The sequence below is a fragment of the Paracidovorax anthurii genome (assembly GCF_003269065.1).
Taxonomy (GTDB): Bacteria; Pseudomonadota; Gammaproteobacteria; order Burkholderiales; family Burkholderiaceae_C; genus Paracidovorax; species Paracidovorax anthurii.
The window spans coordinates 1-24,372 of record NZ_QLTA01000068.1 but is presented as its reverse complement, the minus strand read 5'-3'; the positions used below and the strand labels follow the sequence as shown (position 1 = coordinate 24,372).

The 24,372-nt window shown below is 69.3% G+C and carries 21 protein-coding genes; 15 read left to right on the top strand and 6 right to left on the bottom strand.

From position 1 onward, the window contains the following. On the bottom strand, positions 1-302 hold a 302-nt coding region (locus AX018_RS22285; RefSeq protein ID WP_245951789.1), incomplete at its 3' end, for a transposase. 97 nt (positions 303-399) lie between these two features. Between AX018_RS22285 and AX018_RS22280 the strand changes: the two genes are divergently transcribed. The 5 genes from AX018_RS22280 to AX018_RS22260 all read left to right on the top strand — a co-directional run bounded on the left by AX018_RS22280 (position 400) and on the right by AX018_RS22260 (position 3,202). Then, on the top strand, positions 400-615 hold the full coding sequence (locus AX018_RS22280; RefSeq protein ID WP_111882027.1) for a hypothetical protein: 216 nt from the start codon (positions 400-402) through the stop codon (positions 613-615). Between the two features lie 386 nt (positions 616-1,001). Then, a complete protein-coding gene (locus AX018_RS22275; protein ID WP_170146323.1) occupies positions 1,002-1,346 on the top strand; it encodes a Mor transcription activator family protein in 345 nt (114 codons plus the stop codon). Further along, the gene (locus AX018_RS22270; protein ID WP_146749404.1) at positions 1,346-1,915 is read left to right on the top strand and encodes a GPO family capsid scaffolding protein; all 570 of its coding nucleotides are present in this window, start codon (positions 1,346-1,348) and stop codon (positions 1,913-1,915) included. Before AX018_RS22275 ends, AX018_RS22270 begins: the two co-directional genes overlap by 1 nt. A 15-nt stretch (positions 1,916-1,930) precedes the next feature. After that, the gene (locus AX018_RS22265; RefSeq protein WP_111882019.1) at positions 1,931-2,668 is read left to right on the top strand and encodes a hypothetical protein; all 738 of its coding nucleotides are present in this window, start codon (positions 1,931-1,933) and stop codon (positions 2,666-2,668) included. Positions 2,669-2,896: 228 nt separating this feature from the next. Next, entirely contained in the window at positions 2,897-3,202 is a 306-nt protein-coding gene (locus tag AX018_RS22260; protein WP_111882016.1) for a phage tail assembly protein, read from the top strand. 59 nt (positions 3,203-3,261) lie between these two features. Here the strand turns inward: AX018_RS22260 and AX018_RS22250 are convergent, their stop codons facing one another. Beyond that, on the bottom strand, positions 3,262-3,531 hold the full coding sequence (locus tag AX018_RS22250) for a hypothetical protein (protein WP_111882011.1): 270 nt from the start codon (positions 3,529-3,531) through the stop codon (positions 3,262-3,264). 29 nt (positions 3,532-3,560) lie between these two features. Between AX018_RS22250 and AX018_RS22245 the strand changes: the two genes are divergently transcribed. Continuing rightward, positions 3,561-6,044: a phage tail tape measure protein gene (locus AX018_RS22245; protein WP_111882008.1), complete on the top strand. Its 2,484-nt coding sequence runs from the start codon at positions 3,561-3,563 to the stop codon at positions 6,042-6,044. Between the two features lie 201 nt (positions 6,045-6,245). On the opposite strand, the gene AX018_RS22240 is transcribed toward AX018_RS22245, so the two are convergent. Further along, positions 6,246-8,345, bottom strand: a complete 2,100-nt coding sequence (locus tag AX018_RS22240; RefSeq protein WP_111882006.1) for a sodium-translocating pyrophosphatase — start codon at positions 8,343-8,345, stop codon at positions 6,246-6,248. 269 nt (positions 8,346-8,614) lie between these two features. Between AX018_RS22240 and ppa the strand changes: the two genes are divergently transcribed. The 5 genes from ppa to AX018_RS22215 all read left to right on the top strand — a co-directional run bounded on the left by ppa (position 8,615) and on the right by AX018_RS22215 (position 16,705). After that, positions 8,615-9,151: an inorganic diphosphatase gene (gene ppa, locus AX018_RS22235; RefSeq protein WP_111882003.1), complete on the top strand. Its 537-nt coding sequence runs from the start codon at positions 8,615-8,617 to the stop codon at positions 9,149-9,151. Positions 9,152-9,595: 444 nt separating this feature from the next. Then, positions 9,596-10,927, top strand: a complete 1,332-nt coding sequence (locus tag AX018_RS22230) for an HD-GYP domain-containing protein (RefSeq protein ID WP_415842176.1) — start codon at positions 9,596-9,598, stop codon at positions 10,925-10,927. Positions 10,928-11,081: 154 nt separating this feature from the next. Next, positions 11,082-11,846, top strand: coding sequence for a translesion DNA synthesis-associated protein ImuA (imuA, locus tag AX018_RS22225; protein WP_415842174.1), 765 nt, complete (start codon positions 11,082-11,084; stop codon positions 11,844-11,846). 168 nt (positions 11,847-12,014) lie between these two features. Continuing rightward, on the top strand, positions 12,015-13,466 hold the full coding sequence (locus AX018_RS22220; RefSeq protein WP_245951786.1) for a DNA polymerase Y subunit UmuC family protein: 1,452 nt from the start codon (positions 12,015-12,017) through the stop codon (positions 13,464-13,466). Next, entirely contained in the window at positions 13,463-16,705 is a 3,243-nt protein-coding gene (locus tag AX018_RS22215; protein ID WP_111882001.1) for an error-prone DNA polymerase, read from the top strand. The genes AX018_RS22220 and AX018_RS22215 overlap by 4 nt, the downstream gene beginning before the upstream one ends. 259 nt (positions 16,706-16,964) lie before the next feature. On the opposite strand, the gene AX018_RS22210 is transcribed toward AX018_RS22215, so the two are convergent. Then, positions 16,965-19,277 carry an AsmA family protein gene (locus tag AX018_RS22210; RefSeq protein WP_111881998.1) on the bottom strand — a complete coding sequence of 771 codons (2,313 nt, stop codon included), beginning with the start codon at positions 19,275-19,277 and terminating at the stop codon, positions 16,965-16,967. Between the two features lie 186 nt (positions 19,278-19,463). Between AX018_RS22210 and AX018_RS22205 the strand changes: the two genes are divergently transcribed. Next, positions 19,464-20,381 (top strand): pseudouridine synthase, encoded by a 918-nt coding sequence (locus AX018_RS22205; RefSeq protein WP_111881995.1) that lies wholly within the window; start codon positions 19,464-19,466, stop codon positions 20,379-20,381. 120 nt (positions 20,382-20,501) lie between these two features. Here AX018_RS22205 and AX018_RS22200 read toward each other — a convergent pair whose 3' ends face one another. Then, positions 20,502-21,407, bottom strand: a complete 906-nt coding sequence (locus tag AX018_RS22200) for an AraC family transcriptional regulator (RefSeq protein ID WP_111881992.1) — start codon at positions 21,405-21,407, stop codon at positions 20,502-20,504. A gap of 211 nt (positions 21,408-21,618) precedes the next feature. On the opposite strand from AX018_RS22200, the gene AX018_RS22195 reads away from it, so the two are divergent. Together AX018_RS22195 and AX018_RS22190 are read left to right on the top strand one after the other, a co-directional pair. Continuing rightward, a complete protein-coding gene (locus AX018_RS22195; RefSeq protein ID WP_146749403.1) occupies positions 21,619-22,704 on the top strand; it encodes a zinc-binding dehydrogenase in 1,086 nt (361 codons plus the stop codon). 3 nt (positions 22,705-22,707) lie between these two features. Further along, a complete protein-coding gene (locus AX018_RS22190) occupies positions 22,708-23,337 on the top strand; it encodes an MBL fold metallo-hydrolase (protein WP_111881988.1) in 630 nt (209 codons plus the stop codon). Positions 23,338-23,519: 182 nt separating this feature from the next. Here the strand turns inward: AX018_RS22190 and AX018_RS22185 are convergent, their stop codons facing one another. Next, positions 23,520-24,029, bottom strand: coding sequence for a DUF4288 domain-containing protein (locus AX018_RS22185; protein ID WP_170146322.1), 510 nt, complete (start codon positions 24,027-24,029; stop codon positions 23,520-23,522). A gap of 61 nt (positions 24,030-24,090) precedes the next feature. Here AX018_RS22185 and AX018_RS22180 point away from each other — a divergent pair. Next, positions 24,091-24,372, top strand: a 282-nt coding sequence (locus AX018_RS22180) for a helix-turn-helix domain-containing protein (protein ID WP_146749402.1), incomplete at its 3' end; no start/stop codon positions are given.

Below are 24,372 nucleotides of genomic sequence, written 5' to 3'. Positions count from 1 at the left end.
GCCCCAGTCTCTCGCGGGCCGCGCCAACCTGATTTTTTTAAAGCCTGCTCCAGCACGCTCACTCCGTGCTGGTCAGGCTCGCTCCACTTGCGCCAGTACGCATAGACGTTGTGCCACTTGGGGAACTGCGGCGGCAGATAGCGCCACTGACAACCCGTGCGAAGCAGGTACAGCACTGCACAGAACACTTCGTACAGGTCCAGCTTGATCGGTTTGGTGCTGCGCCGAACGCTGCGCAGCAGCGGCTCGATCTCGGCAAACTTCTCTCTACTGATGTCGCTTGGGTATGGCTTTCTTTTCACCCCAGGATTGTCGGGGGAGATCGTAAACACGCTCTAAGGGCGCAACGCCCGCCAAGCCCCGCAAGCGCGAGAAGCTGGCACGGGCGGAGGCATGAAAATGCAGCGCGAACAGCAGATCGAATATTGTCGCCGTCTGGGCAAGGTCATCACGCGCTACCTGACGCCCAGCGAATTGCAAGCCTATGGCGAGCACCTCGAAGCCTTCGCGGCCCAGGTGACCGCCAGCCGTCCGGCGCAGGGTCTGCACGATGCCAGCTATCATCTGCGGCTGCGCTTCAAGATGCCTCGCCCCGCACCAGACGACGCGAACTGAGCGCGCCGCACGCCCCCTTCAACAGCCCCATGCCGGGGCTGTTTGCATTTCCGGGCCTACAAGCCGCGATCCCGGCTTGTGGCCCCTTGGGTATGGGCTGAGCGTTCCAGGCGGCTGTTCGTGTTTATAAACGGCTTGCCGGGCGTGAAAAAACGGCCTCGCGGGCCGCACATGCATTGCATGCATCAAAAGATGCGCGGCTCCGTGTTGGCCTGACCCTTACAAAAAAGACAAAGGTGGCTGTCGGGGGTGACTCGCAGGCTGGGGAGCCGCGCGAAAGGAAGTTTCCAACGGGGCAATGCATCAATCTTTTGCCCTGGTTCACGTATCTTGTTGCCGCTCTAAATGCAACTATGCCCGTGTTCAAAACATGCAAGGGCACACACATGGGACAGATATCCAGCCGCATGGAAACGCGGCGGACAGAGTTGGTTGAAGACTCGTTGGAGCGGGTGCGCAGTTGCCTTGAGAGGCTGGGCATGGATGAACAGCAAGCCGCGCAGTTTGCCATCCGCGTTGTTGATGACTTGGTGGACGCCTGGGGCGGACAGATGATCTGTTTTCCCACCAGCTACAAGCGCAAGCTGCTGCAACGGGAAGAAGCTGTGTACAGCAGGTTCAATGGCAACAACTATGCCGAGCTTTCTCATGAATACGGCATGGGCGAGCGCGGCATACGCAAGCTCATAGCTCGTGTGAGGCAGCGCAAGCTGGCAGAGAAAGCCGCGTGATGCAGCAGAAAACCTTTCAGATTTTCCGTGCCGGGCAACACAAGGATATGTCGGGCTCGGTAGTGAGCATGAGCCGCAGCCAGTTGCAGTCCATCGCTCGCGCCTACAACACTTCACTGTATTCCGCGCCGCTGCAGATCGGTCATGCACGGAACCCGGCGCCTCCCAGTTGTGGCGTAGTCCAGAGCCTGGACATGCTGGGTGACAAGCTCTTTGCGACGGCGAGCGTGAGCGATGAACTGGTGGCCTTGGTACGTGACGGCACCTACCAAAACCGCTCCGCTTCTTTCATGAAGCCCGATGCGCCGGGCAACCCTACGCCGGGCGAGTTCTACCTTGACCATGTGGCGTTTCTTGGCGCGCAGCCTCCGGCAGTCAAGGGCATGGAGCCGCTGGCTTTCTCTGAAGCCCCTTCGCGCGCTCGCGCGCTGGTGGCCGATGCCACTGCGCGCTCGCTACTGCAGTTTTCCGAGGCCACGGCGGACGCCGTTGGCACTTGCCCGCTTGCACGAGATGCCCTGCGCAGAAGCCTTGCGACTTCTGGCATCCATGTCCACAGCGTTTTTTGAAAGGTCCGACCTTCTATGCAAAAAGTCAAAGCTATCTCGCAAATCATGGACGCCAAGAAACGCGTTCAGGCACTCGCCACAGAACTGCGCGAGGCACTGCAAAGCGTTCAGGCGCGGATCATGGCGCTGGAGGAGGAGCGGCACACGCTCATGCAAAGCCCCATCGGCAAGGAAGACTTCAAGGCGCTGATGCTGTCGGACATTGATGCTCGTGCGCAGATTTTTGAAGGGCGGGTTGCCGAGGCGATGGTCATTCAACCATATGAGCGTAGCGGGCCTTTTGGAAGCTTGAGCTGCAATGTCGGAGCTGCGATGAGTGGAAGCAGGGGTATCCACAAAACGGTCAATCTGCTCAGTGTCAATGATCCACACGAAGTGCGGGACGAGGTGTCTGGAGTGAGGGATGCCCTGTGGTTCTTCCTTCGCGATGCCATGAAGACAACCGTGGAACGGCTGATTGATTCCATGACGACTTGGCCGGTCACAGATGCAGTCCCACTTGCCGAGGCCAAGGCGCGATTGCAGGCGTTGGATGCCGAGTTGGCTGGGCTGCGCGAGCAGGAGGCGGAACTGATCGCGTCCGGGGTGGGGGGTGACAAGGCCGCAGCGGTCGATTTTCAGGATGTGCTCCGAGAGCGCCGTGCATCGGTGGCGGCCGCAGAGGCCCAGCGTGAAGCTTTGGAGCGTGAAGAGCAAGAGCGATCCGCGCCGCGCATGATGCGCCACGCGATGCTGCCGAGGGGCTTGGGATGAGCACGATGAGTCTCACGCCTGTGGCTGCTTGTCGCCTTGGCGCGGCAATTCGTTGTGCGCCCCACGTTGGGGCCAGCGCGCGGTTTCTGCGCGCCAATGCGATCACGCTTGCCATTCGACACTCGCATCCAACCCCTGTGGAAGTGCTGGCGGCGCGTTTGCAAGCATTGCACCAACAAGCCGTAGCGCACGGCCACGCATTCCCATAACCAGCAAGAGAGTTCACCCATGGAAATCACCCTCAAATTCCCCTACAAGACGGCGACTGGCGTTCAGTTGAACGCGGTCACTGCATCACGCTTGAAAGTTCGCCACATCAAGCGAATCAGCGAACAGGCTGGCGGCAAGCCGGATCGCATCGAGCTGCTGGGCGTAGCAACCATGATTGGCCTGGTCGAAGAAGACCTGGACGACATGGATGCTGCGGATTACCAGGTGCTGAAGGAACGATTTCTGGACTGCCTGGGCATCACCGGAACAGGTGTGGCAGGGGGCGGCGATCCTGGCGCGATGGTTCCGGTTCCAGCCCAGTGAAATCGATCAGTTGGATGTGAATGAGTTCTGCCGCTGGCTCGATGAGGCTGCGGCGCAGATCAAGCGCGAGAACGGGCCTGGATGAGGCGCAGGCCCTGCGCGATCACTGCGGCGAGCAGGCCTGCAGCCAGTGACACGGCAGGCAGACCCCAGGCGACGATGGGCACAACAAAGAGCGCACCCAACAGGAACAGCAGGATGCCGCCCAACACGCTCCCTGCCGCGAGCGATGCGGCCCACCATGCCAGCGCAGCAATCGCGCCCACGCTTCCGCCCAACTGCACCAGCGTGGCAATGGCAAGCGCGATGGAGTCGAGGGGCTTTTGCATGATTTCTTCAGTATATCGAGGGGGCCACCATGGCGAATGATCTGGTTGTCAGTGTCATGATCGGCGCGGCGCTGCAAAGCTCTTTTGCAGCGGCATTTGCGGGCGCGCGTGGCACGTTGACGGCACTGGGCAATACCAGCGATCTGCTCAAGCGCAAGCATGTCGAGATGGGGCAGGCCATGGAGCGCTCATTGCGCCATCTGTCGGGCGCGAGCCTCGCGGCTATCCATCGCGACTACGAGCGGCTGGGGCGCACGATTGACGATCTGCGCGTGAAGCAGGAGCGCTTGGCTGCGCGCATGGCCCGTGGCGTGGAGCTGAAGAATTCGCGGCAGGAGCACCTGAGCAATTTGCGCGAATCGGCTGCGACGGGCCTTGCCGTGGGCTTGCCGGTCATTGCCTCGGTTAAACAGGCTAGCAAATTCGAGTCGGGGCTACGAGACATCGCGATCACAGGAAACATCCGTGGTGCCGAAGAGGTTGCGCTGGGCGCTGCCATCAGAAAGGCCGCGCTGTCGACCAACCAAGGCCACCTTGCCATCATGCAAGGCGTGGGCACGTTGGTGGCGGCGGGCATGGACACGTCTCGGGCAGGTGAGTACGCAGGGCTACTCGGCAAGGCCGCAACGGCCACCAATGCCGAGATGGACGACCTGGCCAAGATGGTTTTCCTGTTCACCGAGACACTGGGCATCAAAAGCCAGGAGGGCGTAAAGGAAGCGTTCAACCGCGCGGCGTTTGGCGGTAAGTTGGGGCGCTTTGAACTGAAGGATATGGCTGGTGCCTTGCCCGAACTGGCCCAGGCGTTCGCGGCGCGCGGCATCAAGGGGCAGCAGGCCGTTACAGAGATCATTGCGAGCCTGGAGGTGGGGCGCGAAGGTGCAGGCACCGGCGCAGAGGCCGTGACGAACATGCGCAACTGGCTTACGCACATGAACAGCAAGCACACCGCCGATAACTTCCATAAGGTGGGCGTGGACTATCAGAAGTCCTTGCAGCAGCTTATTGCGGGAGGCTACTCGAATTACGAGGCATCGCTCATGACGGCCAGCGCCTTCATCGACTCGAAGGGCGAGGCGTTCGCCAAGGAGTGGAAGAAGGCGGGCAAGAGCGGTGATGAAGAGGCCCAGCGCAAGTTGATGGAGAGCTTTGGACTCAACGAAGTCTTTCAGGACATGCAGACCATCAACCATCTGCTGGCGATGCGGCAGAACTGGGACAAGTACCAGAGCAACAAGCGGGAGATGGGCTCGGCTAAGGCCATGGGAACCATCGACGAAGACTATCAACGGCGGGTACAAACCATGCAAAAGGCATGGGAGCGATTTACGGCCCAGGTTACCGACGTGGCGATCACCATAGGCAGCACCTTGCTGCCGACGCTGGTGGAAACACTGGATGTGCTCGCCCCGACAGTCCGCGCATTTGGTCAGTGGGCCGATGCCCATCCTGGCGTGCTGCGCGGCGTCATCGGCTTGGTCACTGGCGTTGCAGCGCTGCGGACTGGCCTGTTTGCTATGAAATTCCTGGGCAACTTCATGTTCCTGGCCCCCGCCAATGCTATCGGGACGGCATGGGCCGTATTGGCAAGCCGCGTTGCGATCGTGCGTGCCATGTTTAGCACTGGAGCAAGCCGTCTGCCGCTGCTGCTGCAGTTCTTTGGCATGGGCGCCCTGCGCGCGGGCCAATTCGCTGCGAAGCTCTCTGCATTGGGCGGGTGGGTTGCACGCACTGCGGTGCTGCTGGTTGGCTACTTTCGCAGCCTCGGCGCGGGTGCACTGGCCTCGGGTAAAGTGCTTGGCGGTGCTCTTCTCGGAGGGCTTCGGCTCGCCGGACAAGCTGTGTTGTGGCTGGGCCGCGCGCTGCTCATGAATCCGATTGGTTTGGCGATCACGGCCATTGGTGTAGGGGCCTATCTGGTGTGGAGGCACTGGGGCACCATCAAGGCGGCCTTCGTGACGGCCTGGAACTGGCTCAAGGGTGTGAAGAATCAGTTCTTCACGGCCGGGGGCGAACTCATCAATGGATTGGTCGCAGGTGTTTCCTCCAAGTTGGCCTCAGCGCGCGATACGGTGGTAGCCCTGGGCACCAGTATCAAAGGCTGGTTCAAGTCCGCCTTGGGCATCAACTCGCCCAGTCGTGTGTTCATGGGGTTCGGTGACAACATTGCTCAGGGGGTGGCCCTGGGTATCCAGCGCACCAGCCCTATGACGGCTCGTGCTGCTGCGGTCATGGCAGGTACAACGCTGGCGGTTGGGATGGCCGCAGCCAAACCGATGCAGAGCCGCCTGCAGCAGTCAGTACAAGCCACGGTTGGTTCTTCCGGCGTTGCGGGCAAGACGACTCAGCCCAGCGGAAACATGGTGGTGCACTACAGCCCCAATATCACCTTGCAGGGAGGTAGCAACGGTTCTGTTGCCCCCCAGTTGGAGAGGGCGGCGCAACAGTCTTTCCGCGAGTTCGAGGCGATGATGCGGCGGTATGAAATGGACAGAAGACGCGTTGCCAGCTGAGTGTGGTTGCGCTCCGTGTAATTTCCTCGCGATGGGTGTAATTCCAGCAGCGGCGATTTATCGCACGGCGAGCGGTTGAATTTTCGCAGCGCGCTTCACGTTGGCAATGTCGCCCATGGCGCGGCTGTGTAAATGAGGATGAGTCGTATTGTATTTATTGCCGCCGCCATGTGTCGGGGGGCATGCGCTCCCCCCCTGCGGTCACCCCCCGCCGTGCAGCCGCGCCACCACCGGCACGATCAGCAGCGCCACGATGTTGATGATCTTGATGAGCGGGTTCACGGCGGGTCCGGCCGTGTCCTTGTAGGGGTCGCCCACGGTGTCGCCCGTGACGGCGGCCTTGTGCGCCTCGCTGCCCTTGCCGCCGTGGTGGCCGTCCTCGATGTACTTCTTGGCGTTGTCCCAGGCGCCGCCGCCCGTGCACATGCTGATGGCCACGAAGAGCCCGGTGACGATGGTGCCCATGAGCAGCCCGCCCAGCGCGCGCGGCCCCAGGATCAGCCCCACGGCGACGGGCACGGCCACGGGCAGCAGGCTGGGCACCACCATCTCGCGGATCGCCGCGGCGGTGAGCATGTCCACCGCGCGGCCGTACTCGGGCTGGGCGCGGCCTTCCATGATGCCGGCGATGGTGGAGAACTGCCGGCGCACCTCCACCACCACGGCGCCCGCCGCGCGGCCTACGGCCTCCATGGCCATGGCGCCGAACAGGTAGGGCACCAGCCCGCCGATGAAGAGCCCGACGATCACCAGCGGGTCCGACAGGTCGAAGCGCAGCGCCTGCCCCTGTGCGCCGAGCTGGTGCGTGTAGTCGGCGAACAGCACCAGAGCGGCCAGGCCCGCCGAGCCGATGGCATAGCCCTTGGTGACGGCCTTGGTGGTGTTGCCCACGGCGTCGAGCGGGTCGGTCACGGCGCGCACGGCGGGCGGCAGCTCGGCCATCTCGGCGATGCCGCCGGCGTTGTCGGTGATGGGGCCGTAGGCGTCCAGCGCCACCACGATGCCCGCCATGCTGAGCATGGCCGTGGCCGCCACCGCCACGCCGTAGAGCCCCGCGAGCGCGTGCGATGCGACGATGGCCGCGCACACGAACACCACCGGCCACGCGGTGGAGCGCATCGACACGCCCAGTCCCGCGATGATGTTGGTGCCGTGCCCCGTGGTGGAGGCCTGCGCGATGTGGCGCACGGGCGAATACTGCGTGCCGGTGTAGAACTCGGTGATCCAGACCAGCGCCGCCGTGAGCGCGAGGCCCGTGGCGCAGGCGCCGAAGAGCCGCCAGGCGCTGCCCCGGGGCGCGATGGCGGCATCCGGCACCAGCCAGAAGGTCACGAGCGCGAACGCGGCGAGCGACAGCACTCCGGCCACGGCCAGGCCCTTGTAGAGCGCGGGCATCACGTTGGTCATGCCCGGCGACGCCTTCACGAAGGCGCAGCCGATGATCGACGCCAGGATCGACACGCCCCCCAGCGCCAGCGGATAGGCCACCGCCATGCCTGGCGCGCCGGTGAGCAGCAGCGCGCCCAGCACCATGGTGGCGATGAGGGTCACGGCATAGGTCTCGAACAGGTCGGCCGCCATGCCGGCGCAGTCGCCCACGTTGTCGCCCACGTTGTCGGCGATCACGGCGGGGTTGCGCGGGTCGTCCTCGGGGATGCCGGCCTCCACCTTGCCCACGAGGTCGGCGCCCACGTCCGCGCCCTTGGTGAAGATGCCGCCGCCCAGCCGCGCGAAGATGGAGATGAGCGACGCGCCGAACGCGAAGCCGATGAGCGGGTGCAGCCGCGCCGCGAGGCCTGCGTCCTGGGCCCCCGTGCCCAGCAGGAAGGCGCTGAAGCCCGCCACGCCGATCAGCCCCAGGCCCACGACCAGCATCCCCGTGATGGCGCCGCCCCGGAAGGCCACGCGCAGCGCCGGCCCGATGCCCTGGGCGGCCGCCTGCGCGGTGCGCACGTTGGCCCGCACCGACACGTTCATGCCGATGAAGCCGCAGGCGCCCGAGAGCACCGCGCCCAGCACGAACCCGGCCGCCGTGCGCAGGTCCAGGACGATGGCGATGAGCACGGCCAGCACGGCGCCGGCCACGGCGATGGTGCGGTACTGCCGCGCGAGGTAGGCGGCCGCGCCGGCCTGGATCGCGGCGGCGATCGCCTGCATGCGCTCGCTGCCGGGGTTCTGCGCGAGGATCCAGCCGCGCGCCCAGAGGCCGTAGGCCACCGCGATCGCGCCGCAGGCCAGCGCCAGCCAGAGGGCCGGGCCTGCGGCGCCGGCAAGGACGGGGGAGAGGGGGGATGCAGCCATGCTCGTCGTCTCCTGTGATGGGATGCGCGGGAGGAAACACGCAACGCGGCGCGGGGGTGTTTCCGCTGCGTTGCTTCCTCGCGCCCACCGGCCCGTGGGGCGTGTGGAGGCGATTGGCCAACGGTCGCAATGTACGCCCGGCGGCGATGCGCCGCAAGCCGCCGGGCCGGGGCGGCGGGGCTGCCGCTCTAGAATGCGCCACCTGCGGCCAGCCCGCGCGACGGCACGCTGGCCCGCATCCACTGCATTCCCATCCACCCATCCCAACCATGTCCCTGAACAACGTCACCCCCGGCAAGAAGCTTCCCGAAACCTTCAACGTGGTCATCGAGATCCCCGCGGAATCCGATCCGATCAAGTACGAGGTGGACAAGGAGTCCGGCGCGGTCTTCGTGGACCGTTTCCTGACGACGGCCATGTACTACCCCTGCAACTACGGCTACGTGCCCCAGACGCTGTCCGGCGACGGCGACCCGGTGGACGTGCTGGTGATCACCCCGTACCCGCTGCACCCCGGCGTGGTCGTGCCCTGCCGCGCGCTCGGCATCCTGAAGATGGAAGACGAAGCCGGCGTGGACGGCAAGGTGCTGGCCGTGCCCACCACCAAGATCCTCAAGATGTACGAGGGCTGGAAGACCGTGGACGACGTGAACCCCGTGCGCCTGAAGGCCATCAGCCACTTCTTCGAGCACTACAAGGACCTGGAAGAGGGCAAGTGGGTGAAGGTGCTGGGCTGGGAAGGCATCGACGCCGCCCACCAGGAGATCACCGACGGCGTGGCCAACTACCAGAAGTCGCTCGGCTGACCCTTGCCGCATGCCGGCGCCGCGAAGGGCGCCGACACGCCCGCCCAAGCCCGCCGGCCGTGAGCCCGCGGGCTTTTTTCATCGCCGGGCCGCCCCAAGATGAAAAACGTCCCCCTTGGGGCAATGCCAGTCAGTTAAGCGTTTGCGATCCAGCCAACCCTGCAAGAAGGAGCGCGAAATGCGCTCCTTTTTTGTTTCAAGCGGCCTCAAAGGCTGCCGGTCAGGGCTTAACTGACTGGCATTGCCCCCTTGGGGGGCAGCGACCCCGCGCAGCGCGGGAGCGTGGGGGTCCTTTTTTCATGTGCGTGCGCGAGCCGTCCGTCCGTATAGTCGGGGCAGCGGTTCCCCGTGGGGCCGCGGACCCCGCATTGGAGCATTCGGCGCGCAGGCATGAACGACAACGACTCCCTCAATTCCCCCCCGGACCTTCCGATGGCCGCCGCCATGGCTGAGGCGGAAGCCGATGCGCGCGAGCTTGCCGAGGACGGCACCCATTACCTGCGCGGCGTGACCGACATGGCCGAGCGCGTGCCGGTCGTCACCCGGGACGCGATCTACACGGCCAGCGGCATCAAGCTCGTGGACAAGGGCGCGCGCATCGACGGCCGGCTCTACGACCGCCTGGTGGAGCACAAGCTGCGCGACCCCATCGACCGCATGCTGAGCGCCGGGGACACCGTGGACGTGGCCGCCATCGAGGCCGTGGCGCTCGCCCAGTGCGAGGGCGGCGGCGCGGGCCTGAGCGCGCTCATCGCCCGCGTGCTGGGCGGCCCGGGCCGGCTGCTGGCGCCGCTGCGCGGCCTGCCGCTGCCGCCGCCGCTGGCCTTCAAGCTCACGGTGATGCGCGACCAGCGCCCCGAGCTTTTCGCGCACAGCGTGGGCGTGACCCTGGTGGCGCTCTACCTGGCCATCCGCTGCGGATGGAGCGAGCGCGACGCCACCCACCTGGCGGCCGCGGCGCTCCTGCACGACGTCGGCGTGCTCCACATGGACCCGGTCTGGCGCGACCCCGAGCACAAGGTGTCGGGCGCCGACCGCCGGCACCTCGTCGCCCACCCGATCACGGCCATGCTGATGCTGCGCGCGCAGCCGGACTATCCGCCCTCGGTGGGGACGGCCGTGCTGGAGCACCATGAGCGCATGGACGGCAGCGGCTATCCGCGCGGCCTGCAGGGCCGGGACATCTCTCCCATGGGCCAGATCCTGATGCTGGCCGAGGTGGTGGCGGCTTTCTTCGAGAAATACCACGCGCTGGCGGCCCAGCGGCTGTCGCTCGGGCTGCGGCTCAACCACCGCAAGTTTCCCGCGCAGCTCGTGGCCTTCATCCTGCCGCTGCTCTCGGACGGGCGCGGAACGGACGAGGCCCTGGCCCGCTCGCCCCATGAAGACGCGGGGCGGAACATCGCCGCGCTGGAAGACGCCTTCGACCGCTGGGGCGTGCTGCGCGAGGGCCTGCCGCCCGCCGCGCTCGCGGCCGGCGGCGCGCAGGCCAGCAGCTTCCTGGAAGAGCGCCTGAAGGCGCTGCAGCAGTCGCTGATCGAGGCGGGCTCCCATCCCCGCCAGCAGGCCGAGATCCTGGAGCACCTGCACAGCGACCCCCAGGGGATGGCGGAACTGGCGCTGGTGCGGCGCGAGGCGCTGTGGCAGCTGGAGAGCATCGTCCACGCCACGCTGCGCCGCTGGCCCCGCCTGGGCGAGGGCAGCTCCGCCGACCCGGCGGATGCCGCCGCCGCCGCATGGTGCGCGCATTGCACCCTGCTGCTGGCCACGGCATGAAGAATCAGAACTGACGGCGACCCGCCCCTGCCCCTTGGCGCTGAGGTCGCCCGGGTGCGGCGGGCCTGCTCCGTGCCGCGGAATCGACGGCGGCAGCCCGGGTTTTCTTGCATGAATACTGTATATTTATTCAGTATTCCATCGAGGCGAACGCATGGCTCTCCCTTCTTCCGCGCTCCTGTCCGCGCTTCCGGCTGGCGACCCTGGCCAGGGCGGGGGCGGCGTGCGGGCCGTGGTGGAGGTGCCGGGCGTGTGGCGGGGCGCTTCCCTGGATTCTTCCGGCATGGGCCGGGCCGGTGTGGAGCCCTCGGGCCATGCGGCGCTCGACGCGCAGCTGCCCGGCGGGGGTTGGCCCCGGGGGGCGATGTCGGAAGTGCTGCTGCCCGATCGGGGCCTGTGCGAATGGCCGCTGGTGCTGCCCGCGCTGGCCCGGGCCACCGCGCGGCGGGCCGGGCAGGTGGTGCTGGTGGCGCCCCCGCACGAGCCCTTCGTGCCCGTGCTGCACGCGGCGGGCCTGCGGGCCGGGCGGTTGTGCCGGGTGGAGCCGCCCGCCGATGCGCGCGATGCCGCGCCCGCCTGGGCCTGCGAGCAGGCGCTGCGCTGCCGCGACGTGCTGGCCGTGCTGGCCTGGCTGCCCCGCGCGCGGCCCGATGCGCTGCGGCGCCTGCAACTGGCGGCGGCGCAGCAGGGCGCGCTGCTCTGGGTGTGTTCCGCGCCGAGGGGCAGCGGCTGCAGGCCTCGCCCGCGCCGCTGCGCCTGTGGGTGCGGCCGTAGGGGGCGGATGAACGGGGCCAGGGCAGCCCCCACGGCCTGCGGGTGCACCTGCTCAAGCGCCGGGGCGCGCCGCTGCTGGAGCCCGTCGTGCTGCCCGCGCACGGCGCGGCCCTGGAGGCCGCCCTGGCCGCGGGGCGCGACCTGAAGGCGCGGCGGCAGGACTGGGGCCTGCCCGCGCGCGGCGCCCCGCAGGCCGGGCCGGGCCGCCTGCGCGGGGAGGGCGCTTCCGCTTCCTCGTCCATGCAAATGCCCATGCCATCCCCCACGCCATCGTCAACGCCATCGGAGGAGGCGCCCTGGGAGCCTGCCTGCCATGCACTGGATCGCGCTGCCGTTGGCCCGCGATGAGTTGCCGCCCGGCATGCCGGAGGCCGCGGCCGGCTGGTGGGCGCTGCGTTTCACGCCGCGCGTGGCCCTGCTGGACGAGGCCGTGCTGGTCGAGGTGGCGGGTACCGAGCGCCTCTGGGGCGGCCGCGAGCGGCTGCTGGCGCTGCTGCGGCAGCACGCTCCCGCCGCTCCGGCTGGGCCGGTCCCGGCCGATGCCGTCGATGCGGCCCATGTAGCCCATGCGCCGGACCCGGCCTGCTGGCCGCCGCTGGCCCAGGGCCCCACGGCCCTGCAGGCACTGGCGCTGCTGCGGTTGCGGCAGGCGGGCTGCCCGCCGCCGCGCCGCGTGCCGCACGGGCTGCCGCTGGCCACGCTGACCGCCCTGCGGCCGCACGCGGCCAGCCTGGAGCGCATGGGTTGCCGCACCTGGGCCGCCGTGCGGGCGCTGCCGCGCGACGGGGCCGCGCGGCGCTTCGGCGCCGGGCCGCTGCGGGCGCTGGACCAGGCGTGGGGCGATGCGCCGCATCCCCTGGCCTGGCTGGAGCTGCCCGAGCGCTTCGAGATGCCGGCCGAGCTGCCGGCCCCCGCCACGTCGGCCGGGCAGCTCCTGTGGGCCGCCGGCCGGCTGCTGGGGGCGCTGCGCGGCTGGCTGCTGGCGCGCCACCAGGGCGTGCTGGCGCTGGAGCTGCACTGGCGCCACGATCTGCGCCGCATCGACGGCGTGGACCTGCCGCCCGGCGGGCACCTGGCCGTGCGCACGGCCGAGGCCACGCAGGACCTCGCCCATCTGCGCCGCCTGCTGGCGGAGCACCTGGCCCGCCACCCCCTGGCCGCGCCGGTGAGCCGGATCACGCTGCGCGCCGCCGAAACGGCCTCCCTGCCGCAGGCCAGCGCCAGCCTGCTGCCGCCCGGGGGCGGGGGCGGCGAGTGCGGCGCGCGGCAGGGACAGGGGCCGGGCGAGTCCTGGCACCAGTGGGTGGAGCGGCTCTCCGCCCGCTGGGGCGCCGGGCGGGTGTGCGTGCCCGTGCTGCAGGCCGACCACCGGCCCGAGCGCATGCAGCGCTGGGAGCCCGCCGCCGCGCAGGGGCAGGCCCGGGCGGAGCCCCGCGCCGGCGGGCCTTCAGGCGCCGCGCCTGCGCACCCGAACGAGGCGGCGGGCGCGGCCGCCGAGGCCGCGCTCTGGCCCGGCTGGCTGGTGCACCCGCCCCGGCCCCTGGCCCTGCAGGGCGACCGCCCGCACCTGCAGGGGCCGCTGCGCCTGCTGGCCGGGCCCCACCGCTTCGACGGCGGCTGGTGGGGCGCGCCGCAGGCGCTGGAGCGGCGCGAATACTTCGTGGCCCGCAATGCCGCCGTGGGCACGGTCTGGATCTATCGGCAGTGGCAGGGGCCGCGCGCCACGGGGCACCTGCAGTGGTTCTGGCACGGGGTGTTCGCATGAGCCGCCGCGCGCCGGCCGCCGCGCCCTCCGAGGTGGGTGGAGGAGGGGGCGGCCCCGGCCGGCTGCCCGCCTATGCCGAGCTGCACTGCCTCAGCAACTTCAGCTTCCAGCGCGGGGCCTCGCACCCCGCCGAGCTGGTGGAGCGCGCGGTGGCGCTCGGCTATGCGGCGCTCGCGCTCACCGACGAATGCTCCGTGGCCGGCGTGGTGCGCGCGCACACGGCGGCGCGCCGGCACGGGCTGCGCCTCATCGTGGGCAGCGAGTTCGTGATGGGAGAGGTGCGCCTCGTGGCCCTGGCGCGCGACGAGGCGGGCTGGGGCGATCTGTGCGAATTCATCAGCGACGCGCGGCGCATCGCGCCCAAGGGCGAATACCGCGTCCACGCGGGCAGCGATTTCTCGCGCCTGCGCGGCTGCGAGGTGCTGATCGCCCCGCGCCGCGATGGCCTCGATGCTCTTGATTCAATAGCAATCAACGCAGCATTGGCGGCGACCTGCGCCCATTTTCAGCCCCACGGCATCCGCCCCTGGCTGGCGGTGGAGCTGCACATGGCGCCCGGCGACGCGCTCTGGCTCGCCGCGCTGGAGCGCGCGGGCGCGGCGCTGGGCCTGCCGTTGGTGGCGGCGGGCGACGTGCACATGCACGTGCGCCAGCGCAAGCCGCTGCAGGACGTGATCACCGCCGTGCGCCTGGGCCGGCCCGTTGCCGAATGCGGCTTCGCGCTGCAGCCCAACGCCGAGCGCCGCCTGCGCGCGCGCATGCACCTGGCGTCGCTCTATCCGCCCGCGCTGCTCGCGGCCACGCTGGAGGTGGCGGCGCGCTGCACCTTCAGCCTCGACGAGATCCGCTACCGCTATCCGCGCGAGAACGTGCCCGCCGGCATGACGCCCGGCGAGGCGCTGGCCGCCCATGCGCGGGAGGGCGCCCGGCGTCGCTACCCCCGGGGCGTGCCCGCCGCGGTGCGCACGCAGATCGCCCGCGAGCTGGAACTCATCGCGCACTGCCGCTACGAGATGTACTTCCTCACCGTGCACGACATCGTGCGCCACGCGCGCGGCCTGGGCATCCTCTGCCAGGGGCGCGGGTCGGCCGCGAACTCGGCCGTGTGCTATTGCCTGGGCATCACCGAGGTCGATCCGCAGGACACGGAGCTGCTCTTCGAGCGCTTCATCAGCAAGGAGCGCGACGAGCCGCCCGACATCGACGTGGATTTCGAGCACGACCGGCGCGAGGAGGTGATCCAGTACATCTATGCCAAATACGGCCGCGAGCGCTCGGCCATCGCGGCCGTGGTCATCACCTATCGCACGCGCAGCGCGCTGCGCGACGTGGGCAAGGCGCTGGGTGTGGCGCCGGCGGTCGTCGATGCCTTCGCGAAGGACCACCACTGGTTCGACGAATCCATCGCCGCCGGGCGGCTGCAGGCGCTGGCCGCCGGCCTGGGCGAACCGCTCGCGCCGCACACGGCCGCGCTGTGGCTGGCCCTGGCCGATGCGCTGCGGGGCTTTCCGCGCCACCTGAGCCAGCACGTGGGCGGCTTCGTGCTCACCGAGGGCAAGCTCACGCGCCTCGTGCCCGTGGAGCCCGCCAGCATGGAGGGGCGCTCCATCATCCAGTGGGACAAGGACGACCTGGACGACATGCGCCTCATGAAGGTGGACGTGCTCGCGCTGGGCATGCTGAGCGCGCTGCGCCGCGCGCTCGGCCTGCGCGCCGCGCTGCGCGGCGAGTGCTGGGGGCTGGCCGACATCCCGCGCGAGGACGCCGCCACCTACGACATGGTCTGCGCCGCCGACACCGTGGGCGTCTTCCAGATCGAGAGCCGCGCGCAGATGGGCATGCTGCCGCGCCTGCGGCCCCGCACGCTCTACGACCTGGTGGTGGAGGTGGCCATCGTGCGGCCCGGGCCCATCCAGGGCGGCATGGTGCACCCCTACCTGCGGGCGCGCGAGCGGCACGCGCGCGGCGAGCCGCCCGCGCTCGAACACGAAGACCTGCGCCCCGCGCTCGAACGCACGCTGGGCGTGCCCATCTTCCAGGAGCAGGTCATGCAGATCGCCATGATCGCGGCCGGCTTCACCCCGGGCATGGCCGACGACCTGCGCCGCTCCATGGCCGCGTGGAAGCGGCGCGGCGGCGTGCACCGCTTCGAGGAGGCCCTGATGCGCGGCATGGAGCAGCGGGGCTACTCCCCCGGGTTCGCCCAGCGCATCTACCAGCAGATGCTGGGCTTCGGCGAATACGGCTTTCCCGAGAGCCACGCCTACAGCTTTGCGCTGCTGGCCTATGCGAGCAGCTGGCTCAAGCGGCACGAGCCGGCCTGCTTCCTCGCGGCGCTGCTCAACTCGCAGCCCATGGGTTTCTACACCCCCTCGCAGCTCGTGCAGGATGCGCGGCGCCACGGCGTGCGCGTGCTGCCCGCCGACGCGGCGCACAGCGACTGGGACTGCACGCTCGAAGGCGCGGCCGCGCCGCTGCCCGGCGTGGCCGCGCCCCAGCCCGCCGTGCGCCTGGGCCTGCGCCTCGTCGCCGGCTTCGGGGCGCAGGCGGCCGGCCGGATCGCGCGGGCCCGGGCGCAGGGCCCCTTCGCCGATGCGCAGGACCTGGCCCTGCGCGCGCGGCTCGGCCGGCAGGACCTGCAGGCGCTGGCGGCGGCCGACGCGCTGCGTTCCCTCTCGGGCCACCGGCGCCAGCAGATGTGGGACGCCGCCGCGCAGCAGCGCGCGCCGGCCCTGCTGCGCGACGCGCCCGTGCACGAGGCCCCCCTGGCGCTGCCCGAGGCGCCCGAGGGCGAGGAGATCGTCTTCGACTACGCGGCCACCGGCCTCACGCTGCGCCGCCACCCCATGGCGCTGCTGCGCGGGCGGATGGCGGGCTGGCGCATCCAGAGCGCCCAGGCGCTGCAGGCCGTGCCGCACGGCCGCCGCGTGCGCGCCTGCGGCATCGTCACCGTGCGCCAGCGGCCGGGCTCGGCCCAGGGCACGATGTTCGTCACGCTGGAGGACGAGACCGGGCCCGTGAACGTCATCGTCCGGCCCGCGCTGCTGGAGGCCTGGCGCGATCCGCTGCTGCGCGCGCGCCTGCTGGCCGTCGAGGGCACCTGGCAATGCCACCGCCCCGACGGCGCGGGGCCGGGCGCCACCGCGGTGCGCCATCTGGTGCTGCAGCGCTGCAAGGACCTGACGCCGCTGCTGGGCCGCCTCGCCGCAGCGCTGGAGGGCAGCCGGGACTTCCATTGATGCGGGCGGGCCGTCGTCCGGGGAGCGCAAGGCGCGAAGCCGCAGGCCGCGCCGTGGCACGGTCGGGCGCGGCAGCGCGGGGGCTGGCGGATGGCGAAGCCGGCGGGGGCTTTGCGGGCCCTGGATGCGTCCTCGGGGAGAGTTTCAGGTGATTCGTGCTCCATGTCGCCGTGTTTGCTATGGAGTTTGCTATTGATTTGGGAGCGAATCGGGTGCGCCGGCGCCTTGCGGGCGCAGGGGCCGGGCAGGGCGGCGGCGTTCAGCGCGCGGGGGCCTGGGGCGTTTGCGGCGGCCTGGGGGCCGTGCCTGCCGCACCCGCCGCGCCGGGCCGCGCCTTCCGGTCGGCCCGCGCCAGCAGCGCCGCGCAGTCGGCGTCGTCCTCGGCGGCCGGCACCGTCACCGGCACCAGGGCCAGCGCCACCGGGGCGACGGCCACCGCCGCCACGGCGGCGCCCGCGCGCAGCAGCAGCGGGCCGGGCTCCAGGCCCACCTTCGGGTCGGCGAAGGTGCCGCGCACATAGAGCGGCGTGCGCAGCGAGAGGAACTTCCACCGCAGCGACTCGGGCTTGATGCGCAGGTCCAGCGTCTCGCGGCCCAGGTCGATGGAGCCCGTGGCCTCCACCAGCGCCTCGTCCGTGCTGAGCTGGACGGAGCGCGCCTGCGCCACGCCGTCGCGCACCGCGAAGTCGGCCACCGCGCAGCGCAGCCGCACCTCCTGGTTTTCGCCGAACAGCCGCGCCACCACCACGCTGCCGACGTTGAGCGCCGCGAGGTCGAGCATCTGCTTGCTGAACCGGCCGTCGCGGATGTACACCCGCGCCTCGCCCGTGCTCGTGCCCAGCATGCCGGCCACCGAATCGCCCCTGCCGTTCAGCGCCAGCGCGCCATCGAGCCGGCCGAAGCTCTTTTCCATCAGGTCCACCTTCGGGAAGAGGGCCGACAGGCGCAGGCCCTCCACGCGGCCCCGCAGCTGCGCCTTGAGCGGCTTCTCGCGGCCGTCGAGCACCACGTCGGAGTCGATCCGGCCCCGCGCCACGCCGAAGCGCAGCGGCGAGAGCGTGAGCCGCCCGCCGTCCAGTTGCGCATGCACCTCCAGGTTCTCGATCGGCAGGCTCTCGTCGCGCACGATGCGCTCGCCCTTGAACTGCAGGTCCAGGTCCATCGCGTTCCAGCGGTCGGTGGCGAAGGCCGTGGCGGGCAGCACCTTGCCCGCGCGCCGGGCCGTGCCCTTCTCCTGCGGGCGCTGGCCCGAGGGCGCGCCCACCACGGGCCCCAGGTCCGCCAGCCGCAGCTGCCGCGACGCCATCGACCCGGTCAGCCGCGGGCGTGGCTGCGCCGAGGTGTAGGTGAGGTGCCCGCGCAGATCGCTCTGGCCCACGGTGCCCGTGAAATCGCGGTAATCCCACACCGCCCGGCCGGGCTGCAGGCTGCCCACGAGGTGGCCCGTGGTGCGCCAGGGCGGCGTGTTGGGCAGCACCAGCCCGGTCAGCGGATACAGGTCGGCCATGCTCTCGGCCTGCAGCGCCACCCGCAGGTCCAGGCCCGCGAGCGCGGCGGGGTTGGCGAGCGTGCCCTCCACCTCGGCCCGCACCGTGCCGGCCCGCGCCTTGAACCGCAGCGGATACTGCACGTTCGCCTCGCGCAGCGACAGCACGGGGCCGGCCTGCCCGCTGCCCTCGATGCGCGCCTTCGCGTAGCGCCCGCGCACGTCGAAGCGCACGCCGTACGGGCCGGGCGTGTCCACGGTGGCGAGGCGCGCCACGAAGGCCAGGTCCTTCACCGCATCGGCCACGGCCAGCCGGCCGCCGCGCACCACCACGCGCTCCACGTCCACCGTCCAGGGGGTGGGGCGCGATCCGCCCTCGGGCACGGGCCGCTCGAACGTCCAGTTGCTGCGCCCGTCCGCGCGGCGCGCCAGCGCCACGTCGGGCGCTTCGACCGACAGCGTGCCGACCGACACGTGGCGCGCCAGCAGCGGCAGCAGCCGCAGCGAGGCGCTCGCGCGGCCCACCGACGCCATCGCGGGGGGGCCGGCTTCCACGGGCGCGGGGGCTGAAGCGGCGGGGGGCTGCGCCGGCCCCGGGGCGGAGGCGGCCGGGGCGGCAGGGGGGGGCGGCGTGGCCGGGGTGGCCGGGGCGGCGGCCGCTCTGCGCTCCACAGCCTGGGCATCGGCATCCTCCGCCGCCATGCCCACGGCCCCGTAGCGCCCGAAATCCACGCGGTTGCCCAGCACCAGCCGCTCGGCATGCACCGTCAGGCCCGGCACCCAGCGGCGCCAGCCGGTTTCCATCGCCTCCGGCTGGGGCCATTGCCACTGCGCCGACAGGTCGCCCTCGATCGCGAAAGACCGCCCCGTGGCCTCGCTCACCCGGGCGTTGATCCAGGGCCTGGCGCGGTTCCAGTCGAAGGTGAGCAGCAGCGCCAGCGCCACCAGCGCGAGGCCGGCCAGCACGGCCACGCCGCCCAGCAGCCAGGGCAGGGCGCGGCCCCTGGCGATGGGCGGATGGGGCGGCGCTGGCCGGCGTGCCGTCGATGCGGCGGGGCGGGGGGGCTCGGTGGGGGCGGTGTGCATGGCGGTGGAGGGCGGGCGGAATGGCGCATCCGCCCACGGGTCATGGCCGTGATGCTAGGGCAGCCATCCCCGGATGCACGCCGGCTGGAACCCCGATCGTCGCCGGCTCGCGTCCTACAAAGCCGGCGGTGGGCCTGCCCCCGGCGCCTTCCGGTGGCGGCGGGCCGCGCTCCTAGAATTTCCCGCATGCACAACCCCCACGATCCCCGCGTCCTGCCCATGCGCGAGGGCGTCAGCCCCAGCTGCATCGTCACCCCCAGCCAGGGCACCGGCCTGCTCATCGACTTCCTGGCCGAGCGCCTGTCCGCCGTGGACCGGGCCGGCTGGCTGCGGCGCATGGAGCACGGCGACGTGGTCGATGAGCATGGCGGGCCCGTCACCCCGGCGCGCGCCTTCGAGCCCGGCCTGCGCATCTACTACTACCGCGCGCTGGCCAGCGAGGCGGCCATCCCGTTCGAGGAAACCGTGCTCCACCAGGACGCGCACCTGCTGGTGGCCGACAAGCCGCACTTCCTGCCCGTGGTGCCCACGGGGCGCTACCTGCAGCACACGCTGCTGGTGCGGCTCAAGCGCCGCCTGGGCCTGCCCGATCTGTCGCCCGTGCACCGCATCGACCGCGACACGGCGGGGCTGGTGCTGTTCTCGGTGCAGCGCGCCACGCGGGGGCGCTACCAGGCGCTGTTCCGCGACCGCGTGGTGGACAAGACCTACGAGGCCATCGCCCCCTGGCGCGAGGGCATCGCCTTCCCCCGCGAGCACGCGAGCCGGCTGGAGGAAAGCCCGCAGTTCTTCCGCATGCACGAGGTGCCCGGCGAGCCCAACAGCCTGACCCGCATGGAGGTGCTGGAGGCGGCCGGTGGCTGGGCCCGCTACCGCCTCTCGCCGGTGACGGGCAAGCGCCACCAGTTGCGCGTGCATATGGCCGTGCTGGGGCTGCCGCTGCGCGGCGACGCGTTCTACCCGGAGGTCAACGACCCGCCCGAGGGAGACTTCTCCCGCCCGCTGCAGCTGCTGGCGCGCTCCATCGCCTTCACCGACCCGGTGACGGGCCAGGCGCGGCACTTTGAAAGCGCGCGGCGGCTGGAGCTTCCGGGCGCCGGCTGAATGCGGATGCGGCCCGGTGCGGCGTGCCCGGGGAAGCTTTGGAGTCCTGCCATGGCGGCGTCTTCGGGATCGTGCCGCGAGTCAGGCGGCCGAAGTGGTCTGCCGTGACGAAGCTTTCGTTCAAGCTTTGGCTTGCTGCAGCCCTTCGACATCGCGGCGCGGCGATGTCCCGAATTGCCGCGAATACTCCCGGCTGAATTGAGAAGGGCTCTCATAGCCCACGCCATAGGCCGCCGTGGACGCATCCACGCCCTGGAGCAGCATCAGCCGCCGCGCCTCCGTCAATCGGAGCCACTTCTGGAACTGCAGGGGGCTCATCGACGTCAGCCGCCGGAAATGGTGGTGGAACCGGGACGGGCTCATGCCGACGCGGGCGGCGAGTTCCGCTATGCCCAGCGGCTCCCGAAAGTGGGCCTTCAGCCAGTCGATGGCCCGGCCGATGTGGTGGTTCTGGTGGTCGATGGACGCCATCTGCCACAAGGCGCCTCCGGCGTCGCTTTGAAGCACGCGGTAGAAGACCTCTCTCTGGGCCAGCGGGGCCAGCACCGGAATCAGTTCGGGCTCGTCCAGCAGCCCGACGAGCCGGTCGAAGGCGGCCAGGAGCCCCGCGGTCGTGTCCCCGAGCACCATGCCCGGGGTGCTCCCGGACCGCCGCCTGCCGGGGTGCAGGCCGCTCTCCATGACCAGGTCGCTGATCACGCGGGTGTCGAGCCGCAGCACGGCGCTCAGGTACGGAGCATCGGGCGAGGCCTTGGCCACCTGCATGGCCACCGGCAGGTTCAGCGAGGTGATCAGGAAGCGGCGCTTGCCATAGGCGTAGACGTCGGCCCCGAGCCGTGTCCGCTTGGCCCCCTGGACAGGCATCGCGATGGCGGGCTCCAGCATGCAGTTCACGGGAGCCCCGGCCTGTGTGTGCCGGTGCAGGCTCAGGCCGGCAATGGGTGCCATGTACTGCTCGCCGTCGCCGGTCCATCGCGCGATCCGTGCCGCGAGATGGGCGCGCGCATGTTCGAAGTCCTTCGTCATGCCAGCGCATCTGGTGGCTGAAACGGCCTGGACAAGAGCAGGGGAGTCCGCATTCGGGAGGATTGGGCAATCTCTTGGCAGCATTCGTCTAACGCGAATCGACCTTCGCGAACGAGACTGTCAATGAAGCGAACGCTGCCGAACGGGCAGGGGGCCGGGCAACCCCGGCGCGCCCTCTGGCCGCTCTGCCGCGCTTCGTTGGCATGCCCGATTGCGCACGCCCGGCATGGGGCCGGTGCCGTGGTGCCTGGGCGTGAAACCCTCGGTTGAAGGAAAAGTCTCGATGCAAGCTTTTGTTTACCGCCGCCATGGCGATCCGGCCCACGTGCTCACCTGCGAAGAGGTGGCCGCCCCGGCCCCTCCCGGACCGGGTGAGGTGATGGTGCGCGTCACCCGGCGCATGGTGCATCCGATCGATGCCCTGCTGATCCGCGGTGTCGTGCCCGCCCCGATACCTGCCGAAGGGGCGATTCCCGGCGGCGACGGGGTGGGCATCGTCGAACAGGTCGGCGCCGGCGTCGATCCCTCGACCGGCATCCGTCCGGGCCGGCGCGTGATCCTGTTTCCGGTGAGCGGCACCTGGGCGGAGCGCGTGGTGGTGCCGGCCGCCGCGGCCATTCCCGTGCCCGATGACGTCAGCGATACGGCCGCCTGCCAGATCATCATCAACGGCATCACCGCGGTCGTGCTCACGCGCGCGGCATGGGCCGCCGACAGCCGGGCCGGCATCGACTCGCCGTTGCTCGTGACGGCCGCCGGCTCCAGCGTCGGCCGCAACGTGATCGCGCTGGCCCGGATGCGCGGGGCCAGGGTGGTGGCCGTCGTGCGCAGCGACGCGGGGGCGGCCATCCTGGCGCAGAGCGTGGCCGGTCTTCCCATCGTCAGCACGGAGCATGAAGGGTGGCCCGCCGCCGTGACCGCCGCATGCGGGGGCGCGCCGTCCGTGGCGATCGATCCGATCGGCGGCGACATGACCGCGAAGCTCCTGGACCTGATCGCCGACCGCGGCACGCTGCTGATGTATGGCGGGCTGGATGCGCGGCCTCCGATGATTTCGACGGTCGCGATGACGGTGCGCGAACTGACGGTGACGGGCGTGAATGCCCCGGGCTGGCTGACCAGCACGTCGGCCGCGCAACGCGCCGCCGACATCGCGGACCTGTTCGAGATGGCGAGGCGATCGCCGCAAAACTTCGCCGATTACCGCGAATTCCCGCTCACGGAGGCGATCGCCGCGCTGGCTGCCGCGCAGGCCACGCCGCGCCGTGGCGCGACCCTTCTGACCTCCGGCGCATGACCCATGGAACAGATATTTCCCGATCTGTGGCAGACGCAGGCCGAACATCCCTTCCATGGCGTCACCGCCCACGCCTACCTTCTCACGCGGGCGCACGGAAACGTCCTGTTCTACGGCACCGGCGCACTGCAGGAGTTGCAGCCCATCCGGGACCTGGGGGGCATCGTGCGCCAGTACCTGAGCCACCGGGACGAGGCCGGGCCGTCCCTGGCGGCGATCAGGCAGGCGTTCGGCTCCGAACTGTGCTGCCACGCCCTGGAAGCGCAGGCCATCCGCTCCATCTGCCCGGTCGATGTGACCTTCGATGGGCGCGCAACCCACATGGGCGATATAGAAGTCATCCCCACGCCGGGGCATACCTCCGGAAGCACCTGCTACCTCTACCGCTCGCCCCACGGCAAGACCTATCTCTTCACCGGGGATTCGATCGTTCCGGACGGCCCGTCGTGGGGAACGCTGGTGCTGACCGGAGCGGGCGGGCGAAAGTCCGATTTGAAGAACAGCCTCGGTTTGCTGCGCGACCTGGAGCCTGATCTGGTTATCTCGAGCGCGTCCGTGGGGAGGTCACCCGTTCAGAGGGTGTCTGCGGGCGAGTGGAGGGGGATTGTTGACGGTGCGATGGGGAGGTTGTAGGTGGGCGGGAGTGCGGGCAACCGGGCGCTGACCCGTCTGGTCACAGCCTGAACGCATTCATGTCGGCGGATTTACTCAATAGTTTGCTATTGAAAATATAGCGATCAAGAGGAGGCTGATGTCCCTTGTCAATGCGGCTCAGAGGCTTTGCGCAGCTGACCTTCACCTTGCCGAGCACGAAATTACTCTCTGTAGAGAATATTAACCATATCTCCTCGCGACAGGAGCAGGACTTCTTCAAGAGTATCCACCTCAAACTCAGAATAGCTTATTTCCACACCATTTGGTTGAGCAGAAAATTCAGAGTTCACAGACTGGGTCTCTACACCAATGATTTTCCTGACCCCCGCGAATTTATACGCAACTTTCTCCCCATTCAGCTCCAAATGCCCATCCTCGCTTAAATCCTGATTTTTTAGCCCGATTTCTTTTGCAACTCTCTCCGCATCCTGCCAATCAAGTGCGCCAATTAGATAAATATTTTCATTTATCAAATACGAATCTTGCTCGCCATTTATTTTCTCGTAATAAAATATCACGTGAACCGAAAACCACTGTTCTTTAGCACTCATTTTAATACCCCGCTCTCTTGCGTTTGTTGCGCTCACCGCGTGCTTTCTGCTCTTTCCGCAGTCGTTGTTTTTCCTCTGAACTAGTACCAGGGTCACGTAAACGACGATCAATCTCTTCATCAGAGACAGGGCGGTCTCAAATCTGAAATGCAACACCTGGCCCATGAGGTAGGGTGTGAAGATGACGAGAAGATTCCAGCAGTTGCAGCCTGAAGAGCGGGTGATGCTGCAGACGCTGAAAGAGCAAGGACGGAGCGTGCGATTCATCGGCCGGAGCTTGGGACGCAGCGCGGCGAGCCTGAGCCGTGAATTGCGGCGCAACCAGCACGATGGCGGCTACGCATGGAAGACGGCACAAGCGGCCTGTGTGGCGCGACGCCGAGCAACACGCCCTGCGGCCAAGCTCGATCCCGATGGGCCGCTGTGGCCACTGGTAGCCCACATGCTGGGCTGGTATTGGTCG